This is a genomic window from Saccharothrix australiensis (assembly GCF_003634935.1).
GTDB classification, from domain to species: domain Bacteria; phylum Actinomycetota; class Actinomycetes; order Mycobacteriales; family Pseudonocardiaceae; genus Actinosynnema; species Actinosynnema australiense.
Genome location: NZ_RBXO01000001.1, coordinates 6944694 through 6965172 on the forward strand (window position 1 = coordinate 6944694; position 20479 = coordinate 6965172).

Sequence of the window (20479 nt, forward strand, 5' to 3'; positions counted from 1 at the left end):
AATTCCGCCCGTCGCGTCTTGATCGCTACCCCCGCACCGCCTCGTAGCCATCAGGAGCGATTGTGACCTCTCTGCTGCCCGGTGCCGACGTGCACCCCGCGCTGGACGTCCCGCTGTTGCGGGACCTCATCCACCCGGAACGCGAATTGTGGACGCCGCGCGAACTCCGGGAACTGACCTCGTTCGTCGCGAGCGAATTGACCACGCCGCTGCTGGACATCCTCGAATTCGACACCGCGCGCCGGTGGTGGACCCGGCTCGGCCTCACCGAGGGCGTCGAGCTGTGGCTGCTGTCGTGGCTGCCCGGACAGGGCACCGAGCCGCACGACCACGGCGGCGCGGCCGGCTCCTTCGCGGTGCTCACCGGCGAGCTGACCGAGGACTACCGCTACCCCGGCGGCCCGGTGCGGACCGCCGTCCGCGAGGTCGGTTCGGCCATCGGGTTCGGCGCGGGCCGCGCGCACCAGGTGGCCAACCGCGGCGGCATCGGCGCGTCGAGCGTGCACGCCTACTCGCCGCCGCTGGTGCCCACGCGGGAGTACCCCGACCTCGCCGACATCCCGGACGAGATCCAGCCGCTGCCCGCCCGGCGGCTGCCGCTGGAGCGGTTGCGCGAACTCGCCGACCAGGAGGGCCCGTGAGCGCCGAGCGGTTGCTGGCGGAGGCGCGCCGCGACCTCCGCCGGGTCACGCCCGCCGAGCTGGCCGGGCTGGCCGACGCGCTCGTCGTGGACATCCGGCCGCACCACGACCGGCTGGCCGAGGGCGAGATCCCCGGCTCGGTGCCGGTCGAGCGGATCGTGCTGGAGTGGCGGCTGGACCCCCGCGGCGAGCACCGGATGGGCGGTTTCGACGCCGGCACCACCGTCGTCGTGCTGTGCAACGAGGGCTACGCGTCGAGCCTCGCCGCGCGCGACCTCCAGCGGGTCGGGCTGCCCAACGCCACGGACCTGGTCGGCGGGTTCCGGGCCTACGCGGCGGCCGGGCTGCCGGTGCGGCCGGGCGGCACACCGGCCGTGACGTAACCGGGCGCGGGCGTCACCGGGCGCGGGCCGCGCGGTTCCCGGCCGGCCCGACCGGGAACCGCGGCCGGGCCGGTAGCGTCTTCAGCCTTGTGTGGAAGGTGCTGACGGCGCTCGCCGTGGTCGTCCTCGTGGTGTGGGAACCGGGCTCCTGGGCGCTCGGCCTGGCGGGTGCCGCGTGCGGGCTGGTCGCCGCCCAGCTGCTGCTTCAGCTCGGGCTGCTGGTCGGCGCGCTGCTGTGCCGGGTGCGGGTGTCGCTGGTGGTCATCGGCGTCGGCGGCGAGGTGGGCACCTGGAACCGGCCGCACCTGCGCGTGGTGCTGCGGACCCTGCCGCTGGTCATGTCGGTGGGGCTCACGTCCGTGCGCGCGCCCGTGCGGCCGAGGCTGTGGCTGACGTCGCTGGTCTCCGTGCTGCTGACGGCCGCCGCGGTGGCGCTGTGCTGGGTCTTCGCGGGCGGCGCGCCGTTCGGTCGCGGCCTGGCCGTCGCCGGGACCGCCGTGCTGCTCAACGGGCTCGTGCCGCGCCGGGGCGCGGGCACCACGTCGCCGGGCTGGTTCCTGTGCCGGCTGCCCCGGCTGACCGGGCGCGTGGTCGAGGAGCTGGAGGCCACGCCGCTGGTCAACCAGGTGTCCGACGCGCTCGCCACCGGCGACGTGGACCGGGCCGAGGAGATCGCCGACCGGCTGGTCGCCGCGCACCCGACGCTGCTCGTCGCGATCGGCTCGCGGATCGCCGTGCTCACCATGCGCACCCGGTACGCCGAGGCGCTGCACACCGTCAGCAAGCTGGTCGGCCGGACCGACCTGGACCAGCGGGACATGGCGTTCGTGATGGCCGAGATGGCCAGTTCCACGGCGAACGCGATGGAGGCCGGGCAGCTGCCGGTCGAGGTCGGCCTCGGCGCGGCCAAGCGGGCGTCCGACGGCGCGGTGCAGCTGGGCTACCCGAGGCACCGGTGCGCGGGGACGCTGGCGCAGCTCGCGCTGCTGGAGCACGACACCGACCTGGCCATCGAGCTGGCGGGGCAGGCCAAGCGGACCAGCGAGAGCGCGCTGGGCCGGGCGGACGCCCTCGCCACCCTGGCCCGCGCGCAGATGGCCGCGGGCGACAACGCGGCGGCCCGGCGGACCCTGGTGGAGGCCGACGAGCTGGCGGGCTGGCTGCCGCGCGTCGCCGAGACGGCCGCCCGGCTCAACGTGACCTGACCGGGCGCGGCGCGGGGTTCGGCGCCGACCCACCGGGTCCCGGCCTCCTGGGACCCGGTGCCCGTCCCGGTGCCGCCTACCCGGCCAGGACCACCCGCCCCAGCTCGGCGGGCGACGCCAGCAGGTCGTGCCGGGGCAGCACGCGCACCGTGTAGCCGACCGCGCCCGCGTGCGGCAGCGGCACCTCGACCTCGTAGTTCCCGTTGCCCGCGTACCGCATGGTGTGCGTGACGACGTCGTACAGCTCGTCCGAGTCGCCGACCTTGCCCAGCACGACCTGCACCTCGACCTCGGACGGCTCCAGCCCCGCCGGCTCGACGCGCGCCCGCACCGCCACCGGCGTGCCCAGCAGCGGCGCGGTGGAGCCGTTGAGCGTCAGGTCCGACTCCAGCACGCGCACCCGCGTCCACGACGCCCGCAGCCGCTGCCGGTACGCCGCCAGCTCCTTCGCGCCCCGGAAGCCCTCGCCCACCACCGACGCGGCCGACGACGCGGCGGGCGCGTACAGCCTCTCCACGTATTCCCGCACCATCCGCGACGCCTGCACGGCCGGGCCGAGCGACGCCAGCGTGTGCCGCACCATCGCGAGCCAGCGGGTCGGCACGCCGTTGTCGGAGCGGTCGTAGAACAGCGGCGCGACCTGGCTGCCCAGCAGGTCGTACAGGGCGGCGGCCTCCAGGTCGTCCCGGCGGGTCGGGTCGGTGACGCCGTCGGCGGTCGGGATCGCCCAGCCGTTGCTGCCGTCGTACAGCTCGTCCCACCAACCGTCCCGGATCGACAGGTTCAGGCCGCCGTTGAGCGCCGACTTCATGCCGGACGTGCCGCACGCCTCCAGCGGGCGCATCGGGTTGTTCAGCCACACGTCGCAGCCCCAGTACAGGTAGCGGGCCATCGACATGTCGTAGTCGGGCAGGAACACGATCCGGTGCCGCACGCCCGCGTCGTCCGCGAACCGCACGATCTGCTGGATCAGCGCCTTGCCGCCGTCGTCCGCCGGGTGCGACTTGCCGGCGACCACGAGCTGCACGGGGCGCTCGGGGTGCAGCAGGAGCGCCCGGAGGCGTTCCGGGTCGCGCAGCATCAGCGTGAGCCGCTTGTAGGTGGGCACGCGACGGGCGAAACCGACGGTCAGCACGTCGGGGTCGAACACCGAGTCCGTCCAGCCCAGCTCCAGGGCCGACGCGCCGCGCTGGAGCCACGACAGGCGGGTGCGGCGGCGGACCTCGTCGACGAGCTTGCGGCGGAGGTCGTTGCGCAGCTCCCACAGCCGCTGGTCGGTGACCGGCTCGAACCCGCGCAGGCCGACGCCGCTGTCGTCCGACTCGCCGAGCAGGCGGCTCATCTCGGTGGCCGCCCACGTCGGGCCGTGCACGCCGTTGGTGACCGAGCCGATCGGCACCTCGGTGACGTCGAAGCCCGGCCACAGGCCGCGGAACATGTCGCGGCTGACCTCGCCGTGCAGCCGGGACACGCCGTTCGCGCGCTGGGCGAGCCGCAGGCCCATGTGCGCCATGTTGAACAGGCCGGGGTTCTCCTCCGCGCCGAGCGCCAGCACGCGCTGGGTGCTCACGCCGGGCAGCAGCGCCTCGGAGCCGAAGTAGTGCTGCACCAGGTCGACGGGGAACCGGTCGATGCCCGCCGGCACGGGGGTGTGCGTGGTGAACACCGTGCCCGCGCGGACCGCCGCCAGCGCCTGGTCGAAGTCCAGGCCCTCGGCGGTGACCAGCTCGCGGATGCGCTCCAGGCCGAGGAAGCCCGCGTGTCCCTCGTTCGTGTGGAAGACGTCGGGGCTCGGGTGCCCCGTGAGGTCACAGAACGTGCGCACCGCCCGCACCCCACCGACACCGGCCAGGATCTCCTGCCGGATGCGGTGGTCCTGGTCGCCGCCGTAGAGCCGGTCGGTGACGCCACGCAGGTCCTCGTCGTTCTCCTCGACGTCGGAGTCGAGCAGCAGCAGCGGGATCCGGCCGACCTGCGCCTTCCAGACCTTGGCGCGCAGCACGCGGTCGCCCGGCATGGCCACGTGCACCAGGATCGGCGCGCCGGACGGCTCGGCGAGCAGCTCCAGCGGCAGGCCGCGCGGGTCCAGGACCGGGTAGTGCTCGATCTGCCAGCCGTCCAGGGACAGCGCTTGGCGGAAGTAGCCGGAGCGGTACAGCAGGCCGACCGCGATCAGCGGCACGCCCAGGTCCGAGGCCGCCTTCAGGTGGTCGCCGGCGAGCACGCCGAGGCCGCCCGAGTAGTTGGGCAGCGCCTCGGTGACGCCGAACTCCATCGAGAAGTAGGCGACGGCGGCGGGCAGCGGGTGCTGGTCGTGGTCGCCCTGCTCGCGCCGCAGCCGCACCTCCTCCTGCCGCCGCTGGAACCAGCGCGGACCGGTCGTGTAGCGGGTGAGGTCGTCGGACAGCGCGCGCGTGTGGGCGAGGAACTGCTCGTCGCGGGCGAGTGCCTCCAGCCGTTCCGGGTCGACGGTGGAGAGCAGTCGCAGGGGGTCGGGGCTCTCGGACCACAGCGCGGGGTCGACCGACGCGAACAGGTCCTGTGTCGGCTGGTGCCAGGTCCAGCGCAGGTTCGTGGCGAGCGTGCCCAGTGCGGACAGCGGCTCGGGCAGGCTGGCTCGGACGGTGAACCGGCGGAGTGCTCGCATGGCGTCGGACCTTATCCCCCATCCAGCGGTGTCGAGCAAGGGTCGCCCGAACCGATGCAGGGACCGATCCAGCCCGAGCTGGGCGGACGCCCCCGCGCGTGTTCTTTCGTACACGGCGGCGGACGCCGCCGCGACACACCGGCCCGGATTCGCCCGTTGGGCCGATCGGGGCCGGGCGCGCTGCACCGGTCGGCCCCGCCGGGCCGCCGGTGCGCGGGTCGGCGACCGCCCGTTCCGAGATCGCCCGTTCAGGCATCACCCACCGGGGGGATCGAGATCACCATCCCCCATGCCGAGATCGAAGTCACCGCCAAGTGTGCGATCCGATCGAACGGGGTAGGAAAAGCGGGTGGCAGCTTTGTGGCGCGGGGCCCCGGTGGCGCCGCGCCCGACCAGTGCGGGCGAAACTCGCCCGTGCGAGCGGCACACCAGGCGAGAGAGGCGTTGCCGATGAGCGGACGACTCGGTATCGACGACGTCTCGCCGACCGTGAGCGGCGGCCGGTACCCGGCCAAAGCGGTGGTCGGCGAGCACGTCCCCGTCACGGCGACGGTGTGGCGCGAGGGCCACGACGCCGTCGCGGCCACCGTGACGTGGCGGGGTCCCTCGGACCGGGTCGCGAGACAGACTCGCATGGCGCCGGAGGGCGTCGGGCTGGACCGGTGGGCGGCGACGATCGTCCCCGACGCCGTTGGCGCGTGGACGTTCCGGGTCGACGCCTGGTCGGACCCGTGGGCCACCTGGCTGCACGCCGTCGAGGTCAAGATCGCCGCCGGCCAGGGCGCCGACGAGCTGTACAACGACCTGGAGTCCGGCGCGCTGCTGCTGGACCGGGTGTCGCGCAGGCCGGACCGCCGCCGCGACAAGCCGCTGCTGGTCAACGCCGCCCGCGCGCTGCGCGACGAGGACCGGCCGCTGGCCGAGCGGGTCGCGCCGGCCCTCGCGCGGGACGTCCGGCAGGTCATGCACGACCACCCCGTGCGCGAGCTGATCACCAAGGGCAGGCCGCACAAGGTCTGGGTGGACCGCGAGCGCGCCGCGTTCGGCTCCTGGTACGAGTTCTTCCCGCGCTCCACGGGCGGCGTGGACGAGTCCGGCGTCCCGGTGCACGGCACGTTCGCCACCGCGGCCAAGGAACTCGACCGCATCGCGGCGATGGGCTTCGACGTGGCCTACCTGCCGCCGATCCACCCCATCGGCCGGGTGAACCGCAAGGGCCCGAACAACTCGCTCGTCGCCACCGAGGACGACCCCGGCTCGACCTGGGCCATCGGCGCGGACGAGGGCGGGCACGACGCGATCCACCCCGAGCTGGGCACGATCGAGGACTTCGACGCCTTCGTGGCCCGTGCGCGGGAGCTGGACCTGGAGGTGGCGCTCGACCTGGCGCTCCAGTGCGCGCCGGACCACCCGTGGGTGCTCAAGCACCCGGAGTGGTTCACCACCCGCCCGGACGGCACGATCGCCTATGCCGAGAACCCGCCGAAGAAGTACCAGGACATCTACCCGGTCAACTTCGACAACGACCCGCAGGGCCTCTACAACGAGGTGCTGCGCGTCGTCCTGCACTGGGTGGAGCACGGCGTCCGGATCTTCCGGGTCGACAACCCGCACACCAAGCCGCCGGACTTCTGGGCGTGGCTGATCTGGGCGGTGAAGGACTCCCACCCGGACGTGTTGTTCCTGTCCGAGGCGTTCACCCGCCCGGCGCGGCTGTACGGGTTGGCGAAGCTGGGGTTCACCCAGAGCTACACGTACTTCACCTGGCGGACGACCAAGGAGGAGCTGACCGAGTTCGGCGTCGAGCTGGTGCGGCACTGGGACGAGGCCCGCCCGAACCTGTTCGTCAACACCCCGGACATCCTGCACGAGTCGTTGCAGCACGGCGGTCCGGGCATGTTCGCCCTGCGCGCCGCGCTGGCCGCGACGCTGAGCCCCACCTGGGGCGTCTACTCGGGCTACGAGCTGTACGAGCACCAGGCGGTGCGCGAGGGCAGCGAGGAGTACCTGAACTCCGAGAAGTACCAGCTGCGCCCGCGCGACTTCCAGCAGGCGGTCGCGGAGGGCCGCTCGCTGGAGCCCTGGCTGCGCAAGCTGAACACCATCCGCCGCGCCCACCCGGCCCTGCGGCAGATGCGCACGCTGCGCTTCCACCACATCGACAACCCGGCGCTGATCGCCTACTCCAAGCAGGACCCCGGCAGCGGCGACACCGTGGTCGTGGTCGTGAACCTCGACCCGCACGACGGGCAGGAGGGCACGGTCTGGCTCGACCTGCCCGCGCTCGGGTTCGACTGGCACGAACGCCTGATCGCGCACGACGAGGTGACCGGCGAGACCTGGGACTGGGGCCAGGCCAACTACGTCCGCCTGGAGCCGTGGCGCGCGTCCGCGCACGTGGTCGGCGTGCAGCGCAGGTTCAGCAGCTAACCGGGACCGCCCGGATCACACGCACCGTCCCCGCGCCGCGGCGCGAGGGACGGTCGAACCTACCCCCGACGAGGTGGGACGAGGTGGAGCACATGGCAGAAGAAGCCCGACCCGACGCCGCCCTGACCGGCCTGGAAGGCGTGCCGCACACCGGCGAGGCCATCGGCGCGGACGGCCTGCTGGTCGAACCGCAGGCCGAGGACTTCCGGTCGGCGAAGCTCGCGCCGCGCGAGCCCGGCTGGTTCAAGGGCGCGGTGTTCTACGAGGTGCTCGTGCGCGCGTTCACCGACTCCAACGGCGACGGCACCGGCGACCTGCGCGGGCTGGCGTCCCGGTTGGACTACCTGGAGTGGCTCGGCGTCGACTGCCTCTGGCTCCCGCCGTTCTACGCGTCGCCCCTGCGGGACGGCGGTTACGACATCTCCGACTTCCGCGCGGTGCTGCCGGAGTTCGGCTCGGTCGAGGACTTCGTCTACCTGCTGGACGAGGCGCACCGGCGCGGCATCCGGGTGATCACCGACCTGGTGCTCAACCACACGAGTGACGCGCACCCGTGGTTCCAGCAGTCGCGCGCCGAGCCGGACGGCCCGTACGGCAACTTCTACGTGTGGAGCGACGACGACCAGCGCTACCCCGACGCGCGCGTGATCTTCGTCGACACCGAGTCGTCGAACTGGACCTACGACCCCGTGCGCGGCCAGTTCTACTGGCACCGCTTCTTCTCCCACCAGCCCGACCTCAACTTCGAGAACCCCGACGTGCAGGAGGCGATGCTGGACACCCTGCGGTTCTGGCTCGACCTGGGCATCGACGGGTTCCGCCTGGACGCCGTGCCGTACCTGTTCGAGCAGGAGGGCACGAACTGCGAGAATTTGCCGCGCACGCACGACTTCCTCAAGCGCTGCCGCAAGGTGGTGGACGACGAGTACCCCGGTCGGGTGCTGCTGGCGGAGGCCAACCAGTGGCCGAGCGACGTCGTGGAGTACTTCGGCGACCCCGAGGTGGGCGGCGACGAGTGCCACATGGCGTTCCACTTCCCGCTCATGCCGCGCATCTTCATGGCGGTGCGGCGCGAGTCGCGGTTCCCCATCTCGGAGATCCTGGCGCAGACGCCGCAGATCCCCGACGGCTGCCAGTGGGGGATCTTCCTGCGCAACCACGACGAGTTGACGCTGGAGATGGTGACCGACGAAGAGCGCGACTACATGTACGCCGAGTACGCCAAGGACCCGCGCATGAAGGCGAACATCGGCATCAGACGACGGCTGGCGCCGCTGCTGGAGAACGACCGGAACCAGCAGGAGCTGTTCACCGCCATGCTGCTGTCCCTGCCCGGATCGCCGGTTCTCTACTACGGTGACGAGATCGGCATGGGCGACAACATCTGGTTGGGCGACCGGGACGCCGTCCGCACACCGATGCAGTGGACCCCGGACCGCAACGCGGGGTTCTCCTCCTGCGACCCCGGTCGGATCTACCTGCCGGTGATCATGGACCCGGTCTACGGCTACCAGGGACTGAACGTGGAGGCGCAGCTGAACAACCAGTCGTCGCTGCTGAACTGGACGCGCCGGATGATCGAGGTGCGCAAGCAGCACCACGCGTTCGCCGAGGGCGACTTCACGGACCTGGGCGGCTCCAACCCGAGCGTGCTGGCCTACCGGCGCCGGTGGTGCCGCCCGGACGGGCACGAGGACGTCGTGCTGTGCGTGAACAACCTGTCCCGGTTCCCGCAGCCGGTCGAGCTGGACCTGTCCGAGCACCGGGGCAGCCGTCCGGTGGAGCTGACCGGCGGGGTGCACTTCCCGGCCATCGGCGACCTGTCCTACCTGTTGACGCTGCCCGGCCACGGCTTCTACTGGTTCCAGCTGGTGGAGGCGGGCGACGAGGGCGAGACGAGGTGAACGCAGTGACCGAACCGCACGACCTGGTCGACAAAGTCGTGACCGAACTGCCCGAGTGGCTGCCCGCGCAACGGTGGTTCGGCGGCAAGGACCGGCCGGTCACGTCGGTCCGTCCACTCCGGACCAGCGTGCTGAGCGCGCGGCCGCTGCTGGTGCACCTGGTGGTGGAGGTGGCGCAGGCGGACCGGCGCGAGCCGTACCAGCTGCTGGCGACCGACCAGGTGGACCACTACGACGCGACGGCCGACCCCGAGCTGGCCGGCCTCCTGCTGGACCTGATCGCGGAGAACACCGCCGTGGACGGGCTGGTGTTCGAGCACGAGCCGGACGTGGAGTTGCAGACCGGCCTGCGCGGCAGGCCCATCACGTCCGAGCAGAGCAACACGTCGCTGGTGTTCGGCAGCCAGTACATCCTCAAGCTGTTCCGCAAGCTCACCGCGGGCGAGAACCCGGACCTGGTGCTGCACCGCGCCCTGCACCGGGTGGGCTGCGAGCACATCGCGCAGCCGCTGGGCTCGATCACCGGCGCGCTGGGCGACGACGCCGCCACCGTCGGGATGCTCCAGCAGTTCCTGCCGGACGCGGTGGACGGCTGGGCGATGGCCACGACCAGCGTGCGCGACCTGATGGCCGAGGGCGACCTGCACGCCGACGAGGTCGGCGGCGACTTCGCGGGCGAGGCGCAGCGGCTGGGCCAGGCCGTCGCGACCGTGCACGCCGACCTGGAGCGGGCGCTGGGCACCGAGCACGCCGACGCGGGCGACATCGACCGCACGGTGCGGGCGATGGTGGCGCGGCTGGACTCCGTGGTCGAGTCGGTGCCCGAGCTGCGCCCGTACGTGCCCGCGCTGCGCGAGGCGTTCGAGCAGGCGCGGGACACCCCCGGCGCGGTCGCCATCCAGCACATCCACGGCGACCTGCACCTGGGCCAGGTGCTGCGGACCGTGCACGGCTGGCTGCTGATCGACTTCGAGGGCGAGCCGGGCGCGCCGATCGCCGAGCGGACCGCGCTGCGCTCGCCGCTGCGCGACGTGGCCGGGATGCTGCGATCCTTCGACTACGCGGCGCACCAGCTGCTCGTCGGCCGGCCGGAGGACCACCAGCTGACCACACGGGCGCTGGAGTGGTCGCGGCGCAACCGCGCGGCGTTCACCGAGGGCTACGCGGAGGCGGCGGCGTCCTCGGTGGGCGACCCGCGCGGGCGCGGCTACCTGCTGCGGGCGTTCGAGCTGGACAAGGCGGTGTACGAGGTGGCCTACGAGTACGCGAACCGGCCGGAGTGGTTGACGGTGCCGCTGTCGTCGATCGCCCGGATCACGGGAGAGGGAGCGCGATGACCGAGGACGTGGACCGGCTGCTGTCGGGGTCGCACCACGACCCGCACTCGGTGCTCGGCGTGCACCACCTGCCCACGGGCGAGGTGGTCGCGCGTGCGCTGCGGCCCGGCGCGTCCGCGGTGGCGGTGCTGGCGGGTGACAAGCGGTTCGAGCTGGACCGGGTGACCGACGGCCTGTTCGAGGGCGAGCTGCCCGAGCACCCCGGCGACTACCGGCTGGAGGTGGCCTACCCCGGCGCGACCGTCGAGGTGGACGACCCGTACCGGTGGCTGCCCACCGTCGGCGAGCTGGACCTGCACCTGATCGGCGAGGGGCGGCACGAGCGGCTGTGGGACGTGCTCGGCGCGCACGTCCGCTCCTACGACACGGTGTCGGGCACGGTCACCGGGGTGTCGTTCGCGGTGTGGGCGCCGACCGCGCGCGGCGTGCGGGTGTGCGGCGACTTCGACGGCTGGGACGGCCGGGCGAACCCGATGCGCTCGCTGGGCTCCTCGGGCGTGTGGGAGGTGTTCGTCCCCGGCGTGCCGGTGGGCAGCCGGTACAAGTTCCGCATCCTCGGGCGCGACGGCGGCTGGCACGAGAAGGCCGACCCGATGGCGTTCGCCACCGAGCAGCCGCCCGCGACGGCGTCGGTCGTCACCGCGTCGTCGCACGAGTGGACCGACGCCGAGTGGCAGGCCAGGCGCGACGCCACCCAGTGGGTCAACGCGCCGATGAGCGTCTACGAGGTGCACCTGGGTTCGTGGCGGCCGGAGCGGGACGGGCGGCCCCTCGGCTACCGCGAGCTGGCCGAGGAGCTGGCCGCGTACGTCGTGGAGGCCGGGTTCACGCACGTCGAGCTGATGCCGGTCGCCGAACACCCGTTCGGCGGGTCGTGGGGCTACCAGGTGACGTCGTACTACGCGCCCACGTCCCGGTTCGGGTCGCCGGACGACTTCCGCCACTTCGTCGACGTGCTGCACGGCCACGGCATCGGCGTGATCATGGACTGGGTGCCCGCGCACTTCCCGAAGGACGCGTGGGCGCTGGCCCGGTTCGACGGGACGGCGCTGTACGAGCACGCCGACCCGCGGCGCGGCGAGCACCCCGATTGGGGCACCCTGGTGTTCGACTTCGGCCGCAACGAGGTCCGCAACTTCCTGGTCGCCAACGCCCTGTACTGGATCGAGGAGTTCCACATCGACGGCCTGCGGGTCGACGCGGTCGCCTCCATGCTGTACCTGGACTACTCGCGCGAAGAGGGCCAGTGGCTGCCCAACCAGTACGGCGGCCGGGAGAACCTGGACGCGGTGCGGTTCCTCCAGGAGCTGAACGCGACCGTCTACAAGCGGCACCCCGGCGTGGTGATGGTGGCCGAGGAGTCGACGGCGTGGCCGGGCGTGACGCGGCCGACGCACCTGGGCGGCCTCGGTTTCGGGTTCAAGTGGAACATGGGCTGGATGCACGACACGCTGCACTACCTGTCGCGCGAGCCGGTGCACCGGTCGTTCCACCACAACGAGATCACGTTCTCGCTGGTGTACGCGTGGAGCGAGAACTTCGTGCTGCCGCTGTCGCACGACGAGGTGGTGCACGGGAAGGGCTCGCTGTGGCAGCGGATGCCCGGCGACGACTGGAACAAGGCCGCGGGCCTGCGGTCGCTGCTGGCGTTCATGTGGGCGCACCCCGGAAAGCAGCTGCTGTTCATGGGCGGCGAGTTCGGCCAGCAGGGCGAGTGGTCGGAGTCCCGGCCGCTGGACTGGCACCTGCTGGAGTCGCCGTTCCACGCGGGCATCCGGTCGCTGGTCGGCGACCTCAACGCGGTGTACCGGGCGACGCCCGCGCTCTACAGCGCCGACGCCCGGCCCGAGGGGTTCTCGTGGATCGACGCGAACGACTCGGCGGGCAACGTGCTCAGCTTCCTGCGCATCGGCGAGGACGGCTCGGTGCTGGCGTGCGTGGCGAACTTCTCGGGGATGCCGCACCACGACTACCGGGTCGGGCTGCCGTCGGCGGGGCACTGGCGCGAGGTGGTCAACACCGACTCGGGGGTCTACGGCGGTTCCGGGGTGGGCAACCTCGGCGGGGTGGAGGCGGAGGAGGTGCCGTGGCACGGCCGGCCGGCGTCGGCCGTGTTGCAGCTCCCGCCGGCCGGCGTGCTGTGGCTCATCCCCGATCCGGCCTCGGAGCCGCGCTGAGCTGCGGGTGTGCAACTTGACGTGGGCAACCTGACACTAGGATCGCGTTATGGCGCTGTCCGACGGAGAGTTGCACACCTTGCTCGCCGACCTGGAGTCGGACCGGGTGGAGCGGAAGGAGTCTGCCTCCAACTCCAACTCGGACCGCATTGCCCAGGCCATCTGCGCCTTCGCGAACGACTTGGCGGATCATCGGCAGCCGGGTGTGTTGTTCATCGGTGTCCGTGACAACGGCACGCTGTCCGGAGTTCCGGTCACCGACCAACTCCTGCAGAACTTGGCCTCGTTCCGCGACCAGGGGAACATCCTGCCCCCGCCCTCGCTCACGGTACGCAAGCTGTGCACACCCGATGGCGAGGTCGCGGTCGTCGAGGTGCAACCGAGCAATACACCGCCGGTGAGGTACAAAGGACAAATCTGGGTGCGCGTGGGTCCACGCCGGGCGGTGGCGAATTCCGAGGACGAGCGCAGGTCGAACGAGCGGAGGCGGTCGCTCGACCTGCCTTTCGACAGCCGGCCCGTGCTCGGTGCCACGAAGGGCGACCTCGATCTCGGGCTGTTCGAGGAGTTGATGATCCCCTCCCTCGTACCGCCCGCGGTACTGGCCGCGAACGGCCGCACGACGGACCAGAGACTGGCCGCGCTTCGGCTGACCTCGCCGGACGGCGTCCCGACCACGGCCGGGCTGATCACCATCGGCCGTGATCCGATCTCCTGGGTACCGGGGGCCTGGGTGCAGTTCCTGCGCGTCGACGGCACGACGCTGGCCGACCCGTTGAACGACGACAAGCGTTTCGACGGGCCGTTGCCGGAAGTGCTGCGCCAACTGGATGAGATCCTCGTGCTGAACATCCGCTCGGCGGTCGACTTCACCTCCGGCACGACCGAGGCCCGCGTTCCCGATTACCCGATCGTGGCGTTGCAGCAGGTGGTCCGCAACGCGCTCATGCACCGCAGCTACGAGCACACCAACGCCCCGGTGCGCATCACCTGGTACCGCGACCGGGTGGAGGTGGTCAGTCCCGGCGGGCCGTTCGGCGTGGTCACCACCGAAACCTTCGGCCAGGGCCTCACCGACTACCGCAATCCGACCCTGGCAGAGGTGATGCGCGGATTGGGGTACGTGCAGCGTTTCGGCGCGGGCATCCCGGTGACCATCAGCAGCCTGGCCGCCAACGGCAACCCGAAGGCGGAATTCACCCCGACGCAATCGCACGTCGCGGTCACACTGAGGAGTCGCACGTGAACGTGCCCGTGATCGCCTTCTTCAACAACAAGGGCGGGGTGGGGAAGACCTCGCTGGTCTACCACCTGGCCTGGATGCTGGCCGACACCGGTCACCGTGTGCTCGCCGCCGACCTCGACCCGCAGGCCAACCTCACCTCCGCCTTCCTCGACGAGGAAGACCTGGAAGTGCTGTGGTCGACCGACGGTCGCCGGGAGACGATCTGGGGTGCCATCCGACCCTTCCACACCGGCGAAGGCGGGTTCTCCGAGATCGCCCTGACGCCCACCGCGGAGGAACGGCTCGCGGTGCTCCCCGGTGATCTGGCGCTCTCCGCCTTCGAGGACGAGCTGAGCAGCGCGTGGCCCAAGTGCCTGGATCGCGATGCCAGGTCGTTCCGGGTGATCTCCGCATTCTGGACGATCATCAACCGCGCCGCCGAGAAGCACTCGGCCGACCTCGTCCTGGTCGACGTGGGGCCCAGCCTGGGCGCGATCAACCGCGCGGCCCTGGTGAGTTCGGACCACGTCGTCATACCCGTGGCTCCGGACCTGTTCAGCTTCCAAGGGTTGCGCAACCTCGGCCCCGCCCTGCGTGACTGGCGCGCCGGCTGGCACAACCGGTTGCGGGTGCGCCCGGCTTCCATCAGCGAATCACCGGACGGCCGGATGAACGCGCTGGGCTATGTCGTGCTCCAGCACGGCGTTCGACTCGACCGTCCGGTGAAGGCGTATCAGCGGTGGATGGACCGGATCCCGGGGGAGTTCCGGTCATCCGTGCTGGCGAGTGAGGAGCCGGCTCTCCCGGTCGGCACCGACCCGTACTGCCTCGGGCAACTCAAGCACTACCACGGCCTCATGTCGCTCGCGCAGGAAGCACGCAAGCCGATCTTCGCCCTGACCAGCGCTGATGGCGCTTTCGGCGGTCACTTCCAGGCCGCCAAGGACGCGTACGGCCACTTCCACTCACTTGCCGGGAGAATCCTCTCCAGGATGGGGTCCGGCATCGCTTGACGCCGGGCTCGGCGTGCCCGTGCCGTCCGCGGGCACGGTCCACCGCTGCTTGTCCAGGCCGTAGCCCACGGTGTGGGCGTCCGGCCACACGGCCTGGTCGTCGACGCTGCGGGCCTCGGCCAGCGGCGTCTCCGCCATCGTCGCGAGGTCGAGCACGTGCAGCCGCCACGGACCCGGTGTGACGCGCTTCTTGAACGCCAGCCTCGTCCCGTCCGGGGACAACGACGGGCACTCCACGTTGTCGCGCAGCGCCGTCGCCTCCCACGTCCGGTAGTCCGCCTGGATCAGGTGGGTGCGGCCCCGGCTCGCGGCCGTGGCGTAGAACCGCGTGTCGTCGGCGGCGAACGTGACGCCCCAGAAGTTGACGTCCGGCGCGAAGTACCGCTTGCCCTCGACGGTCAGCGGGATGTCCTCGATCGACTTCCGCAGGTCGTCGGTCTTCGTGTCGAGGATGCCGGTCCGGGTGGAGAAGCCGGACGTGTTGTAGGAGTCACCGGACACGAACACCGTCCAGGACACCATCCGCCCGCTCGGCGACACCTGCAACCGGCTCGGGATGCCGGGCAGGGCGTGCCGCTGCTCCCGCCCGTCGCGGGTGACGACGAGGTCCACCATCGGCGGCAGCCCCGGCCGCGCCGCGAGGCACGCCCTGGTGCCCGCGGCCTCGGAGACCCGCGCGCACCCCGGTTCCGCCTCGGCGGCCCGGCCGCGGGCGTGCAGCACGTACGCCGTGGCCGCCAGGATCACGACGACAAAGGCCGCAACACCGCCGCGCCACCCAATACGACCACCAACGCGGCCAGCGACACCAGCAGTGCCGTCGGCACTCCCCAGAACGTCCACATCGCTCCAAACAGGACAGAGGAAACCAGTTTCGCCAACGCCTGGCCGGTCTGCAGCACGGCCATCCCGCTGGTCCGCAGCTCGGCGGGCAGCAGCGGGCCGGCGGCGGCCATCAGCACGCCGTCGGTGGCCGCGTAGAACGCGCCGTGCAGGGCGAGCACGACGAAGGCGTTCACGAACGGGGTCAGCAGCAGCCCGAACGCCAGCGCCAGCGCCACGTGACCGGCGAGGAACACCGGCCAGCGGCCCACCCGGTCGGCCAGCCTGCCCAGCGGCACGGCCAGCAGCAGGTACACCGCCGCCGTGCCCAGCGCCAGCAGGGGGAAGTGGACGGCGTCCAGCCGCAGCTCCTGCTGGAGCAGCAGGTACAGGAACGCGTCGCCCACCGTGACCAGGCCCAGCAGCGAAGCCCAGCCGACGACCCGGCGGAACTCGCCGCGCCACAACGCCTTCAGCCGGGGCCGCGCGGGCAGCGGCGACCGCTTGTCCCGCACCAGCATGGCCAGCAGCAGGACGCCCAGCACCGCGAAGCAGAAGCTGGTGACGAACACCGCGTCGTACGAGCCGAGGCTGGCCCACAGCACGAAGATCGCCACCAGCGGCCCGAGGAACGCGCCGACGGTGTCCATCGCCCGGTGCACGCCGAACGCCCGCCCGAGCGCGTCCGGCGCGCTGCTCAACGAGATCAGCGCGTCCCGCGGCGCGGTGCGGAGCCCCTTGCCGGTGCGGTCGACGGCCAGCACACCGCCCAGCGCGCCCACCGAGGAGCCCGCGGCGAGGAACCCGAGCTTGGCCACCGCGGACATCCCGTACCCGGCCAGCGCGACGGCCTTGCGCCGCTGCCACCGGTCCGCGGCGTGCCCGCCGAGCAGGCGGACCACCGCCGTCACGCCGGAGTAGAGCCCGTCCAGCAGACCGAACTGGAACGGGCTCAACCCGAGCGCGACCACGAAGTACAGCGGCAGCACCGCCGTCACCATCTCCGACGACACGTCGGTGACCAGGCTGACCAGGCCGAGCGCGAGCACGTTGCCCGCGACCCGACCCCGGTCGGCCTTCTTCTCGGACGGCGTCTGCCGCGCGGTCGCGATGTACATGTCAGTGGCAGGTGTAGGTCGGGGTGCTGTCGATCGGCTTGCCGTCCAGGCCCAGGTACTGCCAGGAGTAGGTGTTGTCGGTCAGCGTCATCTTCATCACGCCGTGGATCGACTTCGCGAACTCCGTGATGGCCGGGTTCGCCGACACCTTGTACAGCGCGGCGCCGCCACCGCCGCCGATCACCGAGCGGGTGCCCTTGGGGTCCGCCTTGCCGTCGGCGTTCAACGGCTTGAACCGCTCGTAGTGGTGGTCGTGGCCGGAGAGCACCAGGTCGACCTTGTTGGCCACCAACGTCTCCCACATCGTCGCGCTGCTGGTGTTGTTGCCGTGGCTGCCGGAACTCCAGCGCGGGTGGTGGAAGTACGCGGCCACGCAGCCCTTGTCGTTGGCCGCGAGGTCGCGCTTGAGCCACTCGTGCTGCGCCGAGCCGGGCTTGCTCGACTCGGTCGAGTCCAGGGCGATGAAGTGCCAGTTGCCGTGCTCCCACGAGTAGTAGGTCTTGCCGTTGGGCGTGGCGATCGAGCCGAAGTAGCCCTTGTAGCCGGACAGCGGCGGGTCGGAGTAGGTCTCGTGGTTGCCGGGGATCGGCTTGGTCTTGGCCTTGAAGCGGCCCCACGTCTTGTCGTAGTACTTCTGGAAGTCCGACAGGTGGGCGTCGTCGTACTGGTTGTCGCCCATCGTGATCACCGCGACGGGGTTCATCTGCTCGACCAGCTTGGCGGTCTTCGGGTGCACGCAGGAGGAGCTGCTCGCGGTGCACTGCTCGGCGATGTCGCCGGCCGCCGCGATCACGAACGACCCGGAGGACGCGCCGGTCGTGACGCGGACCTTGTTGCCGGGCGGCGACGTGTTGCCCGCCGCGTCCCTGGCCCGCACGGTGTAGTCGTACGCCGTGCTCGGCGCGAGGCCGCTGTCGGTGTACGCCGTGCCGGTGGCGGCGCCGACCACGACGCCGTCGCGGAGCACGTCGTAGCCGGCGACGCCGACGTTGTCGGTGGCCGCCGTCCAGGCGAGCGACGCGCTGCTCGCCGTCGTGCCGGTGACGCGGAGGTTGCCGGGTACGGTCGGCGGGCTCGTGTCGCCGCCGCTGCGGACCCCGTACACCTCCAGCTCCCAGATCGAGTAGCCGTAGTCGGTGGCCCGCTCGGTGCCCAGGACGCGGAGGTACCGGCCGGTGCCGTTGAGCCCGGAGTGGGTGTCGGAGTCACCGTCGCCGCTGCTGCGGCTGCTGAGGTCGGTCCAGGTGGAGCCGTTGGCGGAGAGCTGCACCTTGTACTTGGTGGCGTACGCGTCCTCCCAGCGGACGATCACCTCGTGGACCTCGGCTGCGCCGCCGAGGTCCACGGTGAGCGACTGGGGGTCGATGCCGGGCGCGCTGGCCCAGCGGGTGTCGGCGCGGCCGTCGACCGCGAACTGGCCGGCCAGCGAATCGTCCTCGACGGACGTCACGGTGACCGGTCTTCCTTGGGAGAGAAGGGAATCGGCTGGTGCGCTGGCGGCGGTCAGCGGATGCACGAGCAGGATGCACACCGCCACCGACGCCAGTGGGGCGACTCGGCGCACTGGGTTCTCCTCACGGTCCGTGGCGGCGGCTCGGGAGCAGGATCGTAAAGGTTGTTTACAATTCGCAGGCTAGCGCTCCGCCGACAGGGGTGTCAACGACCCGGTGGTGAACGCGCGCGGACCGGTGCGCGGCGCGCCACGCCCGCGGCGGGCACAACCCCTCACCAGCGAACCCTCGTCGAACTCGCGGCGACGCCGACCACAACGGACGGACGCGGGACGGCCGGGCGACCGCCCTCGGTCCGCGGTTCCGACGACCGCGGACCGGGGGCGGTCCAGGGCGGCCGGGCGCGGTCCCCGACGACCGCCCACCGGGCGCGATCCAGGACGACCGGTGCCGCGCGGTTCCGGACGACCACCGGCCGGGCGCGAGCCGGGAGCCGTCCTCGCGGCACCGCGCCGGCCTGCGCACCGCACCGCCCGAGTCGGCCCACCGCGCTCGGACCACCGCGCCTGGTCCACCGCGCCTGGTCGGGGTCGCCGCACCGGGTCCGAGCCACTCCGGGCACGTGCCGCACGCGAAGTCCCGACAACACCACCGACCGGGGTGCGAAGGCGGCAGAATGGTCCGATGCGGCGCGCATCGGCTCGGCTCGTTCTGCTGGTAGCGGTGGTACTCGTGGCCTCCGGGTGCACGCGGTGGGTCGACGGCCACCCGGGCGCGGGCAAGGTCGTCGCCAAGGGCGGCGTCGACCCCGGTTTCATCCGGGGCACCGACGGCGGACCCGTCGACCGGCTCGCGGCGACCGCCATCACCGACATCGACGCGTTCTGGGAGGCCGCCTTCCCGGACGCCTTCGGCGAGAAGTGGCGCCCCCTGGAGGGCGGCATCTACTCCGTCGACACCGCCGACCCGTCCGCCAAGCCGCCGCCCTGCACGGAGAAGGCGAGCGACGTGGAGGGCAACGCGTTCTACTGCCCCAGCGCCGACGCCATCGCCTGGGACCGGGCCGCCCTGCTGCCCGTCCTCCAGGACCGCTTCGGGGACGCGGCCGTGGTGATCGTCCTGGCGCACGAGGTCGGGCACGCGGTGCAGCGCCGCATGGGCATCACGCCCGAGGCGGAACGCCGCGACCCGCAGAAGTACCCGACGATCCTCACCGAGGCGATGGCCGACTGCTTCGCGGGCAGCTTCGTCAAGTGGGTGAACGACGGCAAGTCCGAGCACCTGGCCATCGGCACGGACACCCTCGACTCGGCGCTGGGCGCGCTGATCACCTTCCGCGACCCGGTCGGCACCTCGCCGCAGGACCGGGCGGCGCACGGCAACGCGTTCGACCGGGTGTCCGCGTTCCAGGACGGCTACCAGCAGGGCACCCGGTTCTGCGGCGCGATGACCGTGGAGAACCGGCCGTTCACCCAGCAGGCGTTCACCACGCTCGACGACCGCGACCGGGGCGGCAACCTCCCGTTCGACGAGATGCTGGAGGCCGTCACCGACGACCTGGGCAGGTACTACGGGGCCCTGGTGACCGCCAGGGGCAAGGCGTGGACCCCGCCGAAGACCACGCCGACCAGGGAGGAGCCCGACTGCTCCGGTGACCAGGGCCCGGTCGCGTTCTGCCCGAAGGACGGCTCGGTGGAGGTCGAGGTCACGCGGGAGCTGCCCGAGCTGCACGCCGAGATCGGCGACTACGCGACCGGTGTGCTGCTGGCGTCCCGCTACGGGCTGGCCGCGCGGTCGGCCGCGGGCGAGGGGGTCGAGGGCGCCGACGCGGCGGCTTCGGCGCTGTGCCTGGCCGGCGCGTACACCCGCGAGGTGTTCACCCGCCGGCAGGGGTTCGGCCTGTCGCCCGGCGACCTGGACGAGGCCGTGCAGGTGCTGCTCGCCCACGACTACGCGGCTCGGGACGCGACGGGCAGGCAGGCCGTCGAGCCGGGTTTCCAGCGGGTGGACGTGTTCCGCGGCGGTGTCTTCGAGGGCGTCAAGGCGTGCGGGCTGGGCTGACCGGCGCGGCCCGCTCGCGGCGCGGGCCCGCCCCGGTGCGGGAGTGGTGCCCCGGACAAGCGCCG

Annotated in this window: 14 protein-coding genes; 10 read left to right on the forward strand and 4 right to left on the reverse strand. The window is 72.0% G+C overall.

The features are described 5' to 3' along the window. The first annotated feature begins 59 nt into the window (after positions 1–59). From C8E97_RS29495 to C8E97_RS29505, 3 genes are all read left to right on the forward strand, one after another. Positions 60–641 carry a cysteine dioxygenase gene (locus C8E97_RS29495; RefSeq protein WP_170212171.1) on the forward strand — a complete coding sequence of 194 codons (582 nt, stop codon included), beginning with the start codon at positions 60–62 and terminating at the stop codon, positions 639–641. Continuing rightward, complete coding sequence (locus C8E97_RS29500; protein WP_121008746.1) at positions 638–1024, forward strand: rhodanese-like domain-containing protein; 387 nt, start codon at positions 638–640, stop codon at positions 1022–1024. Before C8E97_RS29495 ends, C8E97_RS29500 begins: the two co-directional genes overlap by 4 nt. 89 nt (positions 1025–1113) lie before the next feature. Beyond that, positions 1114–2229 carry a tetratricopeptide repeat protein gene (locus tag C8E97_RS29505; protein WP_121008748.1) on the forward strand — a complete coding sequence of 372 codons (1116 nt, stop codon included), beginning with the start codon at positions 1114–1116 and terminating at the stop codon, positions 2227–2229. A 76-nt stretch (positions 2230–2305) separates the two neighbouring features. On the opposite strand, the gene glgP is transcribed toward C8E97_RS29505, so the two are convergent. After that, a complete protein-coding gene (glgP, locus tag C8E97_RS29510; RefSeq protein ID WP_121008750.1) occupies positions 2306–4876 on the reverse strand; it encodes an alpha-glucan family phosphorylase in 2571 nt (856 codons plus the stop codon). Positions 4877–5326: 450 nt separating this feature from the next. Here glgP and C8E97_RS29515 point away from each other — a divergent pair, with 450 nt between their 5' ends. From C8E97_RS29515 to C8E97_RS29540, 6 genes are all read left to right on the forward strand, one after another. Continuing rightward, positions 5327–7306: an alpha-1,4-glucan--maltose-1-phosphate maltosyltransferase gene (locus C8E97_RS29515; protein ID WP_121008752.1), complete on the forward strand. Its 1980-nt coding sequence runs from the start codon at positions 5327–5329 to the stop codon at positions 7304–7306. Between the two features lie 92 nt (positions 7307–7398). Beyond that, complete coding sequence (gene treS, locus C8E97_RS29520) at positions 7399–9210, forward strand: maltose alpha-D-glucosyltransferase (RefSeq protein WP_121012671.1); 1812 nt, start codon at positions 7399–7401, stop codon at positions 9208–9210. 5 nt (positions 9211–9215) lie between these two features. Next, entirely contained in the window at positions 9216–10547 is a 1332-nt protein-coding gene (locus C8E97_RS29525) for a maltokinase N-terminal cap-like domain-containing protein (protein WP_121008754.1), read from the forward strand. Then, the gene (gene glgB / locus C8E97_RS29530) at positions 10544–12724 is read left to right on the forward strand and encodes a 1,4-alpha-glucan branching protein GlgB (protein ID WP_121008756.1); all 2181 of its coding nucleotides are present in this window, start codon (positions 10544–10546) and stop codon (positions 12722–12724) included. The genes C8E97_RS29525 and glgB overlap by 4 nt, the downstream gene beginning before the upstream one ends. Positions 12725–12773: 49 nt before the next feature. Next, complete coding sequence (locus C8E97_RS29535; RefSeq protein WP_121008758.1) at positions 12774–13970, forward strand: RNA-binding domain-containing protein; 1197 nt, start codon at positions 12774–12776, stop codon at positions 13968–13970. Next, positions 13967–14962 (forward strand): ParA family protein, encoded by a 996-nt coding sequence (locus tag C8E97_RS29540; RefSeq protein WP_211347153.1) that lies wholly within the window; start codon positions 13967–13969, stop codon positions 14960–14962. Before C8E97_RS29535 ends, C8E97_RS29540 begins: the two co-directional genes overlap by 4 nt. Here C8E97_RS29540 and C8E97_RS29545 read toward each other — a convergent pair. The 3 genes from C8E97_RS29545 to C8E97_RS29555 are packed head-to-tail and all read right to left on the reverse strand — an operon-like array spanning position 14915 to position 18466. After that, complete coding sequence (locus tag C8E97_RS29545; protein WP_246019258.1) at positions 14915–15709, reverse strand: TolB-like translocation protein; 795 nt, start codon at positions 15707–15709, stop codon at positions 14915–14917. The two genes, C8E97_RS29540 and C8E97_RS29545, sit on opposite strands and share 48 nt — an antisense overlap. Beyond that, positions 15706–16902 carry an MFS transporter gene (locus C8E97_RS29550; protein ID WP_121008762.1) on the reverse strand — a complete coding sequence of 399 codons (1197 nt, stop codon included), beginning with the start codon at positions 16900–16902 and terminating at the stop codon, positions 15706–15708. Before C8E97_RS29550 ends, C8E97_RS29545 begins: the two co-directional genes overlap by 4 nt. A gap of 1 nt (position 16903) precedes the next feature. Beyond that, the gene (locus C8E97_RS29555; RefSeq protein WP_121008764.1) at positions 16904–18466 is read right to left on the reverse strand and encodes a discoidin domain-containing protein; all 1563 of its coding nucleotides are present in this window, start codon (positions 18464–18466) and stop codon (positions 16904–16906) included. A gap of 610 nt (positions 18467–19076) precedes the next feature. Here C8E97_RS29555 and C8E97_RS29565 point away from each other — a divergent pair. Further along, the gene (locus tag C8E97_RS29565; RefSeq protein WP_246019259.1) at positions 19077–20414 is read left to right on the forward strand and encodes a neutral zinc metallopeptidase; all 1338 of its coding nucleotides are present in this window, start codon (positions 19077–19079) and stop codon (positions 20412–20414) included. The last annotated feature ends 65 nt before the right edge of the window (positions 20415–20479 follow it).